This window comes from Pectobacterium nicotianae, assembly GCF_023272715.1.
GTDB lineage: Bacteria > Pseudomonadota > Gammaproteobacteria > Enterobacterales > Enterobacteriaceae > Pectobacterium > Pectobacterium brasiliense.
This window is the reverse complement of record NZ_CP096821.1, coordinates 1922516-1936346: the sequence shown is the minus strand read 5'-3', so window position 1 is coordinate 1936346 and position 13831 is coordinate 1922516. Positions and strand designations below refer to the sequence as shown.

The 13831-nt window shown below is 52.6% G+C and carries 12 protein-coding genes; 3 read left to right on the top strand and 9 right to left on the bottom strand.

Annotated features, from left to right (window positions below; all coding sequences use genetic code 11):
* Nucleotides 1–39: 39 nt before the first annotated feature.
* A complete protein-coding gene (gene pykF, locus MYB54_RS08715; protein ID WP_014915791.1) occupies nt 40–1452 on the top strand; it encodes a pyruvate kinase PykF in 1413 nt (470 codons plus the stop codon).
* Nucleotides 1453–1765: 313 nt separating this feature from the next.
* Nucleotides 1766–2002, top strand: coding sequence for a major outer membrane lipoprotein (locus MYB54_RS08710; RefSeq protein WP_005970385.1), 237 nt, complete (start codon nt 1766–1768; stop codon nt 2000–2002).
* 178 nt (nt 2003–2180) lie between these two features.
* On the opposite strand, the gene MYB54_RS08705 is transcribed toward MYB54_RS08710, so the two are convergent.
* The 7 genes from MYB54_RS08705 to sufA all read right to left on the bottom strand — a co-directional run bounded on the left by MYB54_RS08705 (nt 2181) and on the right by sufA (nt 9399).
* The gene (locus MYB54_RS08705) at nt 2181–3203 is read right to left on the bottom strand and encodes a L,D-transpeptidase family protein (protein WP_248721811.1); all 1023 of its coding nucleotides are present in this window, start codon (nt 3201–3203) and stop codon (nt 2181–2183) included.
* A gap of 474 nt (nt 3204–3677) precedes the next feature.
* Nucleotides 3678–4094, bottom strand: coding sequence for a cysteine desulfuration protein SufE (gene sufE / locus MYB54_RS08700; protein ID WP_010276404.1), 417 nt, complete (start codon nt 4092–4094; stop codon nt 3678–3680).
* 33 nt (nt 4095–4127) lie between these two features.
* Complete coding sequence (gene sufS / locus MYB54_RS08695; RefSeq protein WP_248721810.1) at nt 4128–5351, bottom strand: cysteine desulfurase SufS; 1224 nt, start codon at nt 5349–5351, stop codon at nt 4128–4130.
* On the bottom strand, nt 5351–6697 hold the full coding sequence (gene sufD / locus MYB54_RS08690) for a Fe-S cluster assembly protein SufD (protein WP_248721809.1): 1347 nt from the start codon (nt 6695–6697) through the stop codon (nt 5351–5353). The genes sufS and sufD overlap by 1 nt, the downstream gene beginning before the upstream one ends.
* Nucleotides 6672–7418, bottom strand: coding sequence for a Fe-S cluster assembly ATPase SufC (gene sufC, locus MYB54_RS08685; RefSeq protein WP_039276516.1), 747 nt, complete (start codon nt 7416–7418; stop codon nt 6672–6674). Before sufC ends, sufD begins: the two co-directional genes overlap by 26 nt.
* A gap of 96 nt (nt 7419–7514) precedes the next feature.
* A complete protein-coding gene (gene sufB, locus MYB54_RS08680) occupies nt 7515–9014 on the bottom strand; it encodes a Fe-S cluster assembly protein SufB (RefSeq protein ID WP_010297791.1) in 1500 nt (499 codons plus the stop codon).
* Nucleotides 9015–9027: 13 nt separating this feature from the next.
* Nucleotides 9028–9399: a Fe-S cluster assembly scaffold SufA gene (gene sufA, locus MYB54_RS08675; protein ID WP_005970398.1), complete on the bottom strand. Its 372-nt coding sequence runs from the start codon at nt 9397–9399 to the stop codon at nt 9028–9030.
* Between the two features lie 426 nt (nt 9400–9825).
* Here sufA and MYB54_RS08670 point away from each other — a divergent pair, with 426 nt between their 5' ends.
* Nucleotides 9826–10227: a hypothetical protein gene (locus MYB54_RS08670; protein WP_039286032.1), complete on the top strand. Its 402-nt coding sequence runs from the start codon at nt 9826–9828 to the stop codon at nt 10225–10227.
* A gap of 63 nt (nt 10228–10290) precedes the next feature.
* On the opposite strand, the gene MYB54_RS08665 is transcribed toward MYB54_RS08670, so the two are convergent.
* Together MYB54_RS08665 and ydiJ are read right to left on the bottom strand one after the other, a co-directional pair.
* On the bottom strand, nt 10291–10707 hold the full coding sequence (locus MYB54_RS08665) for a hotdog fold thioesterase (RefSeq protein WP_205537498.1): 417 nt from the start codon (nt 10705–10707) through the stop codon (nt 10291–10293).
* The gene (gene ydiJ / locus MYB54_RS08660) at nt 10707–13760 is read right to left on the bottom strand and encodes a D-2-hydroxyglutarate dehydrogenase YdiJ (protein ID WP_248721808.1); all 3054 of its coding nucleotides are present in this window, start codon (nt 13758–13760) and stop codon (nt 10707–10709) included. Before ydiJ ends, MYB54_RS08665 begins: the two co-directional genes overlap by 1 nt.
* Nucleotides 13761–13831 lie beyond the last annotated feature (71 nt).

Here is a 13831-nt window from a genome sequence, read left to right as displayed (position 1 = left end):
CTCGTTTTTTAATCCATCACAACTTGTAGAAACTATCGTATGAAAAAGACAAAAATTGTTTGTACCATCGGGCCGAAAACAGAATCGGAAGAAATGCTTGGCAACCTGCTGTCTGCTGGCATGAATGTTATGCGCCTGAATTTCTCTCACGGGGATTACGCAGAACACGGTCAACGCATCAAGAATCTGCGTGCCGTCATGGAAAAAACCGGCAAGAAAGCCGCTATCCTGCTTGACACCAAAGGCCCAGAAATTCGTACCATGAAGCTGGAAAACGGCGCTGACGTCACGCTGACCGCTGGTCAAACGTTCACGTTCACCACCGATCAAAGCATCGTGGGTAACAAAGATCGCGTCGCAGTAACCTACGCTGGATTTACCGAAGACCTCAGCGTCGGCAACACCGTTCTGGTTGATGACGGCTTGATCGGTATGCAGGTTACCGCAATCAACGGTAACGACGTCGTTTGTAAAGTGCTGAACAATGGCGATCTGGGCGAGAATAAAGGTGTCAACCTGCCTGGCGTTTCCATCCAGTTACCTGCTCTGGCTGAAAAAGACAAACGTGACCTGATTTTCGGTTGCGAACAAGGCGTCGATTTCGTTGCGGCATCCTTTATTCGTAAACGTTCTGACGTTGAAGAGATTCGCGCTCACCTGAAAGCACACGGTGGCGAGCATATCCAGATCATCTCCAAAATCGAAAACCAGGAAGGTCTGAACAATTTCGACGAAATCCTGGAAGCGTCAGACGGCATCATGGTTGCTCGTGGCGACCTGGGCGTTGAAATCCCGGTTGAAGAAGTGATCTTCGCACAGAAAATGATGATCGAAAAATGTAACCTGGCACGCAAAGTGGTGATCACCGCGACGCAAATGCTGGATTCCATGATCAAAAACCCACGCCCTACCCGTGCTGAAGCTGGCGACGTGGCGAACGCCATCATCGACGGTACCGATGCCGTTATGCTGTCTGGCGAAAGTGCGAAAGGTAAATACCCGCTGGAATCCGTTACCATTATGGCGACGATCTGTCAGCGTACCGACTCCGTAATGAAAAGCCGTCTGGATACCATCAAGACGCCTCCGGTTCTGCGTATCACTGAAGCGGTCTGCCGTGGCGCAGTTGAAACTGCAGAGAAACTGGATGCACCACTGATTGTGGTTGCGACCAGCGGCGGTAAGTCTGCCAAGTCTATCCGTAAATACTTCCCGAACGCCCGTATTCTGGCACTGACGACGAACGACGTGACTGCACGTCAGCTGCTGCTGAGCAAAGGCATTGATACGCTGCTGGTGAAGGAAATCGCTTCTACTGATGATTTCTACCGTATTGGTAAAGAAGCGGCGCTGAACAGCGGTCATGCGCAAGCTGGCGATGTTGTGGTTATGGTATCTGGTGCACTGGTTTCCAGCGGCACAACCAACACCGCTTCCGTACACCGTCTCTAATCCCAACGATCAGATCGGTAAAAAGCGCCTTAATGGCGCTTTTTTTATATTCTGAAACGACTTTCTACAGTGCGATAACCTAATTAATGCGTCTGTGTAACACGTCATTTAATAGCCTAAAGCCTCAGAGTTATCCGATAAAAATAGCACTGTTTTCCTTACTTTTTTAATGAATATGTAAAACTCGCTGTTTCTTTGAGCGAACGATCAAAATTAAGCATGTTCTCATCAAAAATTTATTCTCATTAGAAAAAAGTTTGTGTAATACTTGTAACGCTACATGGAGATTAACTCAATCTAGAGGGTATTAATAATGAATCGTACTAAACTGGTACTGGGCGCGGTAATCCTGGGTTCTACTCTGCTTGCTGGTTGTTCAAGCAACGCTAAAATTGATCAGCTGTCTTCTGACGTTCAGACTCTGAACGCTAAAGTTGACCAACTGAGCAACGACGTGAACGCAATCCGCTCTGACGTACAAGCTGCTAAAGATGACGCAGCTCGTGCTAACCAGCGTCTGGACAACCAAGTTCGTACTTACAAAAAGTAATCGAACTGGTTAAGTAGTGAAAATGGCGCACACTGTGCGCCATTTTTTTGCCTGCGTTTTACCTTTTCTGCGTTCTCTTTCAATCCCTTTTTCGCTTTGTCAGGTATCTTCATCCTTCTGCCCTATCCCTGGGCCAGCACAGATGCGCCTAAACGCATCTGACCGATTTATTTCAGTATTACCGAGCGGTGGTACTGATCGCCGTGATCGGCGCAACCTGATGCGTTTGAGGCGCTTCTGGAGCAGACTCTACCGGTGGCTGGTAAGTATTGATGTCTTGCCCTACGCTAACCACGATTGGCATGCCTGAACGACGCACAATTGCATCAGCAACCGCTTTACTGTCCGTCTCCGCATCCTTAACAAACTTCTGCGTCTTCGCCGTCAGTGGAATCGGCATGGTTTGTGGGTCGTCCTTATCGGTTTTCGACAGAGGCTGATGCACTTCAACGTAGCGTTTGCCGTCTGGTTCAACGGACGTTTTAATCGCATCGTTAACAATCTGCACTCGCGTGCCGACTGGCACGTTGTCGAATAACGCCTTGATATCATCCGGACGCAGACGGATACAGCCGGAACTTACGCGCATACCGATACCGAAGTCCGCGTTCGTACCGTGCAGCAGATAAACGCCGCCGTGCGCTGACAGACGCAACGCGTGTAACCCCATCGGGTTATCTGGGCCAGCCGGAACGACGGCAGGCAGTTTAATGCCCTGCTCTTCAAGATAATGCTTACGGATGTTCGCCGTTGGCGTCCAGGTCGGATTTTCACGCTTCTCGCTAATGCTGGTCGTCATCAGTGGCGTATTGCGCCCCAACTGACCAATGCCGATCGGGTAAACGATGACGGTATTCTTCCCTTTCGGGTAGTAGTAGAGGCGCAGCTCCGCCAGATTGACCACAATGCCTTCACGCGGGGTATCCGGCAGCAGCATTTGCGTTGGGACCGTGAGCGTGGAACCCGCTGTCGGCAGGTAAGGATCCACCCCTGGATTCGCTTCCATCATGCCCAACAGACCAATCTTGAAATCCGCAGCGATAGCCTCCAGCGGACGACCATCATTGGGGACCGTATAAGCGATGTTTTCGCCAATAAGTCGGCTATTGGGTGGCGGTAGCAGGTATTCCGTCGCTTTAGCGGCGGTGCTGGCCAGATATGCCGCGAAGGCCATACCAAGTAAAGTTAACGCGCGTTTCATATTAGGTTCCCTACATCACAACTAACATAAGTAATTTATCAACAACATCCGGTTCTGTACCCAGAATGCAGTATCCGGCTGGCTATACCCTGTTTACCCCGCCATGCCTCAAGTTGCCTGCGCATTCGCGTTTCTGCAACCTGAATGGTTCGGGGATATCTGGTGTCAATGCGGCTATTGTTGCCCCTTTCCACCGAGCGTGGGTATATATTAGCATTGTTGTAACAAAAGAATATTTTATTTAAAAATCAAAGCATTGATATTCAATTCTTTACAAAGCAGAGCCAGCATAAAATTTAATGGGAAATAAATATACGGGACGAATTCTGAAATATCAGCGAGTTAATAAATCTGCCAAAAACAATAACGTGCTGTTGGTAAAAATCAGTAAATGAAAAAACAAAAAAGCGCTGGACGTTTTTTCCGTCACAGCGCTTTTTTATACTTCAGGAAAGCAGAAAACAGGGAAGAAAATTAAAGCAGTGCCGCAGCATGTGCGCGAATCGCGCGCAGCATCGCCTCAAGCCCCTGAGAGCGGGATGGCGTCAGGTGTTGATTCAACGCCAGCGATTCGAAGAATGGCCGCACATCCAGCTCAACAATCTCCTGCGCTGTCAGCCCCTGATACAGGCTGAAAACCACGGCAATCAGCCCTTTCACGATGGCGGCATCGCTGTCGCCGTGTAGGGTGATAATGCCCTGTTCATCGGGCTGTGTCACAATCCAAACCTGGCTTTGGCACCCCGAAATCAGATTCTCTGGATTACGCCATTCGTCGGGCAGAGGGTCAAGACGCTCCCCTAACTCGATGACATAAAGATATTTTTCTTCCCAGTCATTACAGCGCGCAAAATTGCGCGCCAGTTTCTGCGGTTCTGGCAGACTCGCCATGTTTTCCTCCCCGGACAGATCCGCGCGCGGCGCTTAGCTGCCCAGCAATCGATGGATACGTTGCAATCCGGCAACCAGCCGGTCAATTTCTTCGCGTGTAGTATAAACGGCCAGCGAGGCGCGGCACATACTAGGAACACCGTAGTGTTCCATCAGCGGCATCGCGCAATGGTGGCCGGTGCGAATCGCAATACCGTACCGATCGAGGAAACTTCCAACGTCATAGGCGTGGTGCTGCCCAAGATTAAACGCGATAACACCGTGGCGTTCAGCAGGCCCGTACAATGTCAGATCGGGCACCTGCGTGAGCGCTTCCAGCGCATACTGCATCAGAGAAGACTCATAACGTTGAATCTCTTCACGTCCCAGCGCCGTCACGTAGTCCAACGCAGCGCCTAAGCCCATGATACCGCCCGTGTTGGGCGAACCAGCCTCAAAGCACCACGGTGAATCGGCATAGGTGGTGCCCGTACGCAGGCTCACCTGACGAATCATCGCCCCACCGCCTTCCCACGGCGGCATGGCCTGAAGCAGATCACGTTTGCCGTACAGCACGCCAATACCCGAAGGGCCATAGATCTTATGTCCTGAAAAGACAAAGAAATCACAGTCCAGATCCTGCACATCGACCGTCTGATGCATAATCGACTGCGCACCATCGACCAACGTAACCGCGCCAGCGGCTTTTGCCTGTGCGATCATGGCCTTAACTGGGTTTAGGGCACCGAGTACGTTAGAGATTTGCGTTACTGCCAGCAGGCGAGTACGTTCGTCCAGCAAGCCGGGAAGCTGCGCAACATCCAGCGAGCCATCTTCGGCCAGCGGCAATACGCGAACCTCAACGCCACGCGCTTCCGCCAGCATTTGCCAGGGAACGATATTCGCGTGGTGTTCCATCTCGGTGATGATCAGGTTATCGCCCGGCTGGATAAAGGTGCGGCCATAGCTGTTAGCCACCAGATTGATGGCCTCCGTCGTCCCGCGAACAAAAACAATCTCTTCTACTGAGGCCGCATTGATAAAGGAGGCAACCTTCTCGCGCACGGCTTCCATCGCGCTGGTCGCCTGCGCGCTCAGCGTGTGAATGCCGCGATGCACAGCAGCATATTCATGGCGATAGAATTCGGCTTCGCGATCGATAACCGCGTGCGGTTTTTGCGCACTCGCGGCGCTATCAAGATAGGCTAACGGTTGACCGTTAACCTCACTTGCCAGCAGCGGGAAATCGGCACGAACCCGTTCAATAGGATAACTCATCATACCGCCTTGCCGGCATTTGCCAGCGCGTTTGGCAAACGCTGCGCGATACGTTCCAGAACCACATCTCGCAGAGACTCGTTTTCAATCGCTTCTGTGACTTCCGCCGCAAAGGCGAAGATGATCATCTGTTGTGCATCCTGCTGCGTAATACCACGAGAACGCAGATAGAACAGCTGTTCTTCGTCCATACGGCCAATCGTGGCGCCGTGACTGCATTTCACGTCGTCTGCGTAGATTTCCAACTGCGGCTTGGTATCAACCTCAGCCAGTCGACCCAGCAGCAGGTTGTTGTTAGTCATCTGCCCGTCAGTTTTCAGCGCATGTGGCGCAACTTTGATCATGCCGTTAAACACCGCTCTGGCGCGATCGTTGACGATGACTTTATGCAACTGGCGGCTTTCGCCATAACCCTGATTATGCTCCAGATAGGTTCGCGTATCGCACACTTCGCTGCCAACCGGCAGGATCAGGCTGTTCATGGACAGATTGGTGCCTTCGCCATTCAACTGGGCGCTGGTGTTATGACGCGTCAGACCCGCCCCCAGCAAGAAGCTGTGGCTACGAACCCGAGCATCACGCGCCAGAACCAGATCGTTATGCGCGAAGTGGTAGCCCGCCGCCGCTTCAAACGCCAGCTTATAATGGCTAACCTGGCTATTTTCTGCCGCATTCACCGTCAGACGTGCGCCAGTAAAGTGCGCATGCTCATCCAGACTGACGTAGTGCTCGATAATTTCCGCACTCGCGCCACGCTCAACGTTCAGGTGATGACGATGGTGAACCGTGTTCAACGCGGCTTCCTGGCTGCTGCTAATGTGCAACAGGTAAAGCGGTTTTTCCGCCTGCTGTCCGGCAGCCAGATGAATCAGCGTACTTGTGCTAGCCAGACTTTCGGTCAGGTGCAGGAACACTTCAGACTGGATGGCCGCAGGCAACACGCCATGCGCACGCGCCGCTTGTACGTCAACCTGATAAGGGCCCCAGGCGCTGTCGCTGAGTTCTGCGTTGAATACGCCATCGACAAACACCAGACGCCAGCTATCTACCGCTAAAGCCAGAGCGTCTACCGCTGCACGATCGAGAGACGATGCCTGTGGTGCGACAAATTCGTTGCTCAGCAAGCCATCCAGCGGCGTGTATTTCCAGTGCTCATGCTTACGGTGCGGTAAGCCAAGGCGCACCACGTCCTGCCAGTGCTGGTTCGCCCCTTCAGAACGGCGCGATGCATCGCGTTCAAACAGACCATGCCATTGCTGCAGCGCCTGCTCTTGTTTCTGTGCGATGCTGGTTTTACCCGCCGCGTTATCGCTCGTCACCTTATTGCTCGTCGGTAAGCCAGCCATAGCCTTGCTCCTCCAACTGTTTCACCAGCGAGAAATCACCGGATTTCACAATGCGCCCTTGATACAGAACGTGGACGTGATCCGGTTTGATGTAATCAAGAATACGCTGGTAGTGCGTGACGATGATGAACGAACGTTTGCCGTCGCGCAGGGAGTTAACGCCGTTAGAGACGATTTTCAGTGCATCGATGTCCAGGCCAGAGTCGGTTTCATCCAGAATGCACAGATCCGGCTCCAGCGCCGCCATCTGCAGAATATCGTTACGCTTTTTCTCACCGCCGGAGAAGCCCACGTTGACCGAACGGGTCAGCAAATCTTCCGGCATATTCAATAACTTGATCTTTTCTTCGATAAAGTCGGCGAAGTCAAAGCGATCCAGCGGTTCCTGCTCGCGGTATTTACGCACCGCGTTAACGGAGGTTTGCAGGAAGAACTGGTTGCTAACGCCGGGGATCTCGACAGGGTACTGAAACGCCATGAAGACGCCTTCGCCCGCACGATCTTCTGGAGACAATTCCAGCAGATCTTTCCCTTTGAAGTTCACCGCACCGTCGGTCACTTCATATTCTTCGCGTCCAGCCAGCGTCGCGGAGAGCGTACTTTTTCCTGAGCCATTCGGGCCCATAATCGCGTGAACTTCACCCGGCTTAATGGTGAGATTAAGCCCTTTGATGATCTCTTTGCCTTCTACGCTGACTTTTAAATTTTCGATGCTTAACATGCTTATTCCTTCCAACGCCCAATGTGGCGAGCGCTTAATGAATTCCGGGACCGATGATTCTCATTATTCTCTGTGAAAATCCCGGTAACCGCCGAATTAACCCACGCTGTGTTCCAGGCTAATCGCCAGTAACTTTTGTGCTTCTACCGCAAATTCCAACGGCAATTCAGAGAAGACGTCCTTACAGAATCCGTTCACGATCATCGAGATGGCATCATCTTCGCTGATACCGCGTTGCAGACAGTAGAACAGCTGGTCTTCGCCAATTTTCGAGGTCGTCGCTTCGTGTTCCAGTTGCGCGGTATTGTTGCGCACTTCCACATACGGGAAGGTGTGCGCGCCACATTCGCTGCCGATCAGCATGGAGTCACACTGGGTGAAGTTACGGGCGTTGGTCGCGCTCGGCATGATCTTCACCAGACCGCGGTAGGTGTTCTCACTGCGTCCGGCGGAAATCCCTTTAGAAATAATGGTCGAACGGGTGTTTTTACCGATGTGAATCATCTTAGTGCCGGTATCGGCCTGCTGACGACCATTGGTCAACGCGACAGAGAAGAATTCACCGACGGAGTAGTCACCGCGCAGAATGACGCTCGGGTATTTCCAGGTGATCGCGGAGCCGGTTTCTGACTGCGTCCAGGACATTTTCGAATGCTCGCCTGCACACAGCGCGCGCTTGGTCACGAAGTTCAGAATCCCGCCTTCGGCGTCATCTTTACCGGAGAACCAGTTCTGCACCGTGGAGTATTTCACTTCGGCATTCTTGTTGATGATGACTTCCACCACCGCAGCGTGCAGCTGGTAGGTGTCACGAACGGGCGCGGAGCAGCCTTCGATGTAGCTGACGTAGCTGTCATCATCGGCGATCAGGATCGTACGCTCGAACTGACCGGTTTTCGCCGCGTTGATGCGGAAATATGTCGACAGTTCCATCGGGCAGCGCACGCCTTTCGGGATGTACACAAAGGTGCCGTCGGAGGCGACCGCCGAGTTCAGCGCCGCAAAGAAGTTGTCATTCGCTGGGACGACTGTACCGAGATACTGGCGCACCAGATCGGGATGTTCCTGAATCGCCTCGCTGAATGAGCAGAAGATAATGCCTTTTTCAGCCAGCTCATGCCGATACGTGGTCGCAACAGAGACGGAGTCAAAAATCGCATCGACCGCCACTTTCTTGCCTTCACGGACAGGAACGCCCAGCTGATTAAACGCGTTCTCTACTTCGCTGGTCAGGTAATTATTCACGTCCGTAATCCCGGATTGCTGCTTGGCGCCGGGCTCAGAGCCGCAGCTGTCGTCGCAGTTACCGCAGGAAGGCGCGGAATAATAGCTATAGTCCTGATAGTCCAGTTTCTCGTAATGGGCTTTCAGCCAATGCGGTTCTTCCATCTCCAGCCACGCTTTGTAGGCGTTGAGACGGAATTCCAGCATCCACTCAGGTTCGTTACGCTTCGCCGAGATCGCCCGAACGACATCTTCGTTGATGCCGTGCGCCAACTCATCGGTTTCCAACTGCGTGAAGAAACCTTCTTTATAGCGTCCATCACCCATCCAGATCTGGACATCATCAGGTACATCTACCGTGCTACGTGCCATAATTTTTCATCACTTAAATGCCAAAGCTTTCGCCACATCCACAAGCATGCTGCGCTCTGGGATTATTAAACTTGAATATCTGATTCAGCCCTTCACGGACGAAATCAAGTTCTGTGCCGTCAATGAAAGGCATCGCTTTCAGTGGGACATACAGTTTTGCACCATCACGTTCGAATACCAGATCGTCGGTCTCGAACTCCTGTACCAGATCCAGCACATAGCCAAATCCCGCACAGCCTGATTGTTTAACGCCGAGCCGTAGTCCTTGCACGGCTTCATCCTGCTTCATCAGATTCTTAATCTGCTTCACGGCGCTGTCGGTCAGCGTCAATCCTTGCCAGACATTTTCATCCAGTGAAAACGTCCCTACATTTTCCGCTTGCATATGGAATACCTCATTGCGTGTGGTACCAGTTTTAGGCTGGTTTCCCCTAATGTTAGTGATAATGAAACTAGCTTCAACCTCTTGTTTCGCAGGGCTATTCGTAACATTTCGGTTTTTAGCGAGCCAATAGCGCTATTTTACACGTCTCTGACGCGCCAAACAATGCGGCAATAAATCAACTAACCAATTGATAATAAATGAATTAATAGCATCACCTCGGTCCCTTTTGGGAAGGCGAAAATTATCATCTCGTTATCATTATTATAACATTTATCGGCGATACCTATTTGTAAAACAGGGAAGGTATATGAAGATTTATGTGATTTCCGATCGGACTTTTGACGTTAAAGCACGTTTTGCCCATTGATCATGACCTTTTTTATCAATATGATAATGATTATCATTTCATGTTCAGGATCGATAACCATGCTTTCCGTGAATGCCTGGCTGCACCATCAAATTGACGAATATAAATTTCAGATTCGCGATGCCACCGTTGATTTCTATATGGCGGAAGCTCGCTTAAACCGTCCGGGAAGCAATATTGACCATTTACGTCGCTATCATAACGCCTGCATGGACATGGTTGAACTCTGTCTGAGAAATGGCGATGACGAGAGCTATCTGCATGCGCTGGTCAAGCTGCACAATCGGTTGATTAAAGAGATTAATAATGAAGGGCGTTGCCACCTGTTTCGCGTGCAAAGCTACTACTTTGCCCGTAACACGCTGAAATCGATTTGCCATCAGTTAAGCATGCAGGGCTCATGGGATAAAGCCACCGCGTTTCAGACCGACTTCGTTAAGCGCGTGCCGTTTCTCCCCTAAAGAACTATCGATTTACCAACAACGAAACCAGACCGGCCAGCAATCTGGTTTCGTGCTTCATGCTTACGGCGTAATGACCGATGTCGTCAGACGTGAAATGCAGCACAGGCGATTCTGATTATCAAAAATCTCAATCTGCCATACCTGACTACGGCGGCCAACGTGAAGCGCCCGGCATACGCCCCGCACTTCCCCTTCACGCACGGCTCGCAGATGGTTGGCATTGATTTCAAGCCCCACTACCTGCTGATCGTCTTCAGAACACAAATAGCCCGCGACGGAACCCAACGATTCCGCCAGCACAACGGAGGCACCGCCGTGCAATAAGCCAAATGGCTGACGCGTGCGAGAATCCACTGGCATCACCGCTTCCAGATAATCCTCCGCGATATGGGTATAGCGGATACCGACATGGCCCACCATACACGTTTGGCTCGGTTCGTTAAGCTGCTCAAGCGTAACCTGTCGTTTCCATAGCATCAGATAATCTCCAGCAAGGCCTGTAGCGGATGGCGCAATGCGCTGCCTTCCATGCGTTTCACCTGACTGCGACACGAATAGCCGGTAGTCAGGCAGCGTTTCTGCGGTAACTTCTGCAACACCTGCTGCCAGGACAGCGCATAGATTCCCTGCGAGTTGGCGAGGTTCTTGGTTTCATGTCCGTAGGTTCCCGCCATGCCACAGCAGCCGACGCTGACATTCTCCAGTTTGGCACCAAAGCGCGAGAAAATGTCGGACCACTGTTTCGTGCTGATCGGCAGCGCCGTGGTTTCCGTACAGTGCCCCAGCAGATACCAGGATTCGCCAGTGGCAGGCTGCGGCGTGCTGTCTGCCAATGCCGTCACCAGCCATTCATGCACCAGCTGCACCTGGAAATCGCCACGCTTCTCGCCCAAAATTTCACGATATTCGTCGCGATAGCACAGCACCAGCGCCGGATCGACGCCCACCATCGGCATCCCTAATTTAGCGACGCGGTTCAGGAAATCTGCCGTCTTCGACGCCGTTTTGGCAAAGCGTTGCAGGAAGCCTTTAATGTGCTGCGCCTTCCCGTTCGGCGAGAACGGCAACAGGACTGGCTTCAGCTTGAGTTTTTCGATCAGATGGACGAAATCAGCCACCACTTGCGCATCGTAATAGCTGGTAAACGGATCCTGCACGATGAGCACGTACTGCTGGCGCGCCGCTTCCGGCAACTGTTCCAGCTGTTCCAGCGTGGTGTTGACGCCGCTATGCTCGGCAAACTGCTGGCGCAGCGACGGCGATGACAGCAGAGGCAAATCGACCATGCCGATCTGGCTGCGGCTCAGGTTATTCAGCAGCGGCATTTTCAGGAAGAAGTTAAACGTCTTCGGGCTGCGCGCCATCAGCGGCGCATAGCTTTCGACACCAGCGACCAGATAGTCACGCACCGGACGCAGATAGCGCGTGTGATAAAGTTGCAGGAAGCGAGAGCGGAAACCGGGCACGTCAATCTTGATAGGACACTGCGTTGAGCACGCTTTACACGCCAGACAGCCCGACATCGCATCTTTGACTTCGTGCGAGAAATCGTAATCGCCTTGCTTCGCCTGCCAGGTATTACGGGTCTTCTGGATAAAGGCGCGCAGGCTCAGCTTCTGCTGCGGCAACGCGTTCTCCAGCGCGACGGGATCGACGCCCTGCTCCGCCAGCAGGCGTAACCATTCACGCACCAGCGTCGCACGGCCTTTCGGGGAATGAATACGGTTGCCGCTGATTTTCATCGACGGGCACATTGGGCTACGGGCATCAAAGTTAAAGCACAGACCATTGCCGTTACATTCCATCGCGCCACGGAACGCCGTGCGCACCGTCAGCGGGATCGTGCGATCGAACGTGCCGCGCTTGACCGCATCAACTTTCATCATCGGCGCATCCACGTCCAGCGGCGCACAAATCTTCCCGGGATTAAGTCGGTTATCAGGGTCGAACGCGGCCTTGATGCGGCGCAGCTCGGCATACAGTTCCGGCCCAAAGAATTCGGGGCTGTACTCAGCGCGGAAGCCTTTCCCGTGCTCTCCCCACAGCAGACCGCCATATTTGGCCGTCAGCGCGACAATCTGGTCGGAAAGCTGTTTCATCAGCATTTCCTGTTGCGGGTCGCACATATCCAGCGCCGGACGAACGTGCAGCACTCCTGCGTCAACGTGGCCGAACATGCCGTACGTCAGATTATGGCTGTCTAACAGCGCACGGAACTCTTCGATGTAATCGGCCAGATGCTGTGGTGGCACGCAGGTATCTTCCGCAAACGGAATGGGCTTCGCCTGCCCTTTGCTGTTGCCCAACAGCCCGACGGCTTTTTTCCGCATGGCATAAATACGCTCGATGCCGGCCAGGTCGTTACAGGTTTGATAACCAATTACTCCGCCTTCTCCGTTTGCCAGCAGCGTATCCAGCCGCTGACAGAGCGCGTCGACCTGCCCGTTAATCAGTGCTTCATCATCACCCGCGAATTCAACAATATTCAGACCAAGCATTTCCTGATTAGGCACATCGGTAATCAGTTCGCTAACGGAATGCCAGACGATATCTTCGCGAGCAAGGTTTAAGACTTTGGAATCCACGGTTTCAACGGACAACGCCTTCGCTTCCACCATGAACGGCGCATTGCGCAACGCGGAGTTGAAGGAGTCGTATTTGATATTGACCAGACGACGGCTCTTCGGCAGCGGCGTGATATCGAGCTTCGCTTCGGTGATAAACGCCAGCGTGCCTTCCGCCCCGGTCAGAATACGCGTAAGGTCAAAGGTCTGGAGATCGTCGCTGAACACATGACGCAGGTCATAACCCGTCAGAAAACGATTCAGCTTAGGGAACTTGTCGATAATCAACGCACGCTGTTCGCGACAGCGGTGCAGCACCGTATGGTAAATACGGCCGATAGCGGAATCTTCTAACGCCAGTTTCTCTGCCAGCTCTACCGGCATCGCCTGCGTATCCAGCATTTCGCCGCCCAGCAGAACCGCACGTAGCCCCAGCACATGGTCTGAGGTTTTGCCGTACACCAGCGAACCTTGCCCTGAGGCATCGGTATTGATCATGCCGCCCAGCGTCGCCCGGTTACTGGTCGAGAGCTCGGGTGCGAAGAAGTAACCATAAGGCTTCAGGTATTGATTAAGCTGATCTTTAATAACGCCCGCTTCGACACGCACCCAACCTTGCTCAGGATTGATCTCTAGAATGCGGTTCATATAACGCGACATATCGACCACGATGCCGCGATTCAGCGCCTGCCCGTTCGTTCCTGTCCCGCCACCGCGTGGAGTAAAGGTCAGCCCTGAAAAACGCTCCTCGCCCGCCAGCCGCGAGAGGATCGCGACATCGGCGGTTGAACGGGGGAAAACCACCGCATCCGGCAAAAGTTGATAGATGCTGTTATCCGTTGCCATCGTCAGACGATCGGCATAATTAGTCGCCGTATCGCCCGTGAATCCATTTTTCTTCAATGCTTCCAGAAAATTAAGCACCGGCTGGACCAGCCCGGGAGATTGCGTGATCTGTGGGATCATTATTTTTTGACCCTGTTCGTACATGATGTGTTTGCCAATATGTCGTGATATGCCTGTGAAGAGCCCGATAT

What these genes read in the sequence shown, in the direction of transcription:
- pykF (WP_014915791.1), top strand. Translation starts at nt 40, where the DNA reads ATGAAAAAGACAAAAATTGTTTGTACCATCGGGCCGAAAACAGAATCG.
- MYB54_RS08710 (WP_005970385.1), top strand. Translation starts at nt 1,766, where the DNA reads ATGAATCGTACTAAACTGGTACTGGGCGCGGTAATCCTGGGTTCTACT.
- MYB54_RS08705 (WP_248721811.1), bottom strand. Translation starts at nt 3,203, where the DNA reads ATGAAACGCGCGTTAACTTTACTTGGTATGGCCTTCGCGGCATATCTG.
- sufE (WP_010276404.1), bottom strand. Translation starts at nt 4,094, where the DNA reads ATGGCGAGTCTGCCAGAACCGCAGAAACTGGCGCGCAATTTTGCGCGC.
- sufS (WP_248721810.1), bottom strand. Translation starts at nt 5,351, where the DNA reads ATGAGTTATCCTATTGAACGGGTTCGTGCCGATTTCCCGCTGCTGGCA.
- sufD (WP_248721809.1), bottom strand. Translation starts at nt 6,697, where the DNA reads ATGGCTGGCTTACCGACGAGCAATAAGGTGACGAGCGATAACGCGGCG.
- sufC (WP_039276516.1), bottom strand. Translation starts at nt 7,418, where the DNA reads ATGTTAAGCATCGAAAATTTAAAAGTCAGCGTAGAAGGCAAAGAGATC.
- sufB (WP_010297791.1), bottom strand. Translation starts at nt 9,014, where the DNA reads ATGGCACGTAGCACGGTAGATGTACCTGATGATGTCCAGATCTGGATG.
- sufA (WP_005970398.1), bottom strand. Translation starts at nt 9,399, where the DNA reads ATGCAAGCGGAAAATGTAGGGACGTTTTCACTGGATGAAAATGTCTGG.
- MYB54_RS08670 (WP_039286032.1), top strand. Translation starts at nt 9,826, where the DNA reads ATGCTTTCCGTGAATGCCTGGCTGCACCATCAAATTGACGAATATAAA.
- MYB54_RS08665 (WP_205537498.1), bottom strand. Translation starts at nt 10,707, where the DNA reads ATGCTATGGAAACGACAGGTTACGCTTGAGCAGCTTAACGAACCGAGC.
- ydiJ (WP_248721808.1), bottom strand. Translation starts at nt 13,760, where the DNA reads ATGATCCCACAGATCACGCAATCTCCCGGGCTGGTCCAGCCGGTGCTT.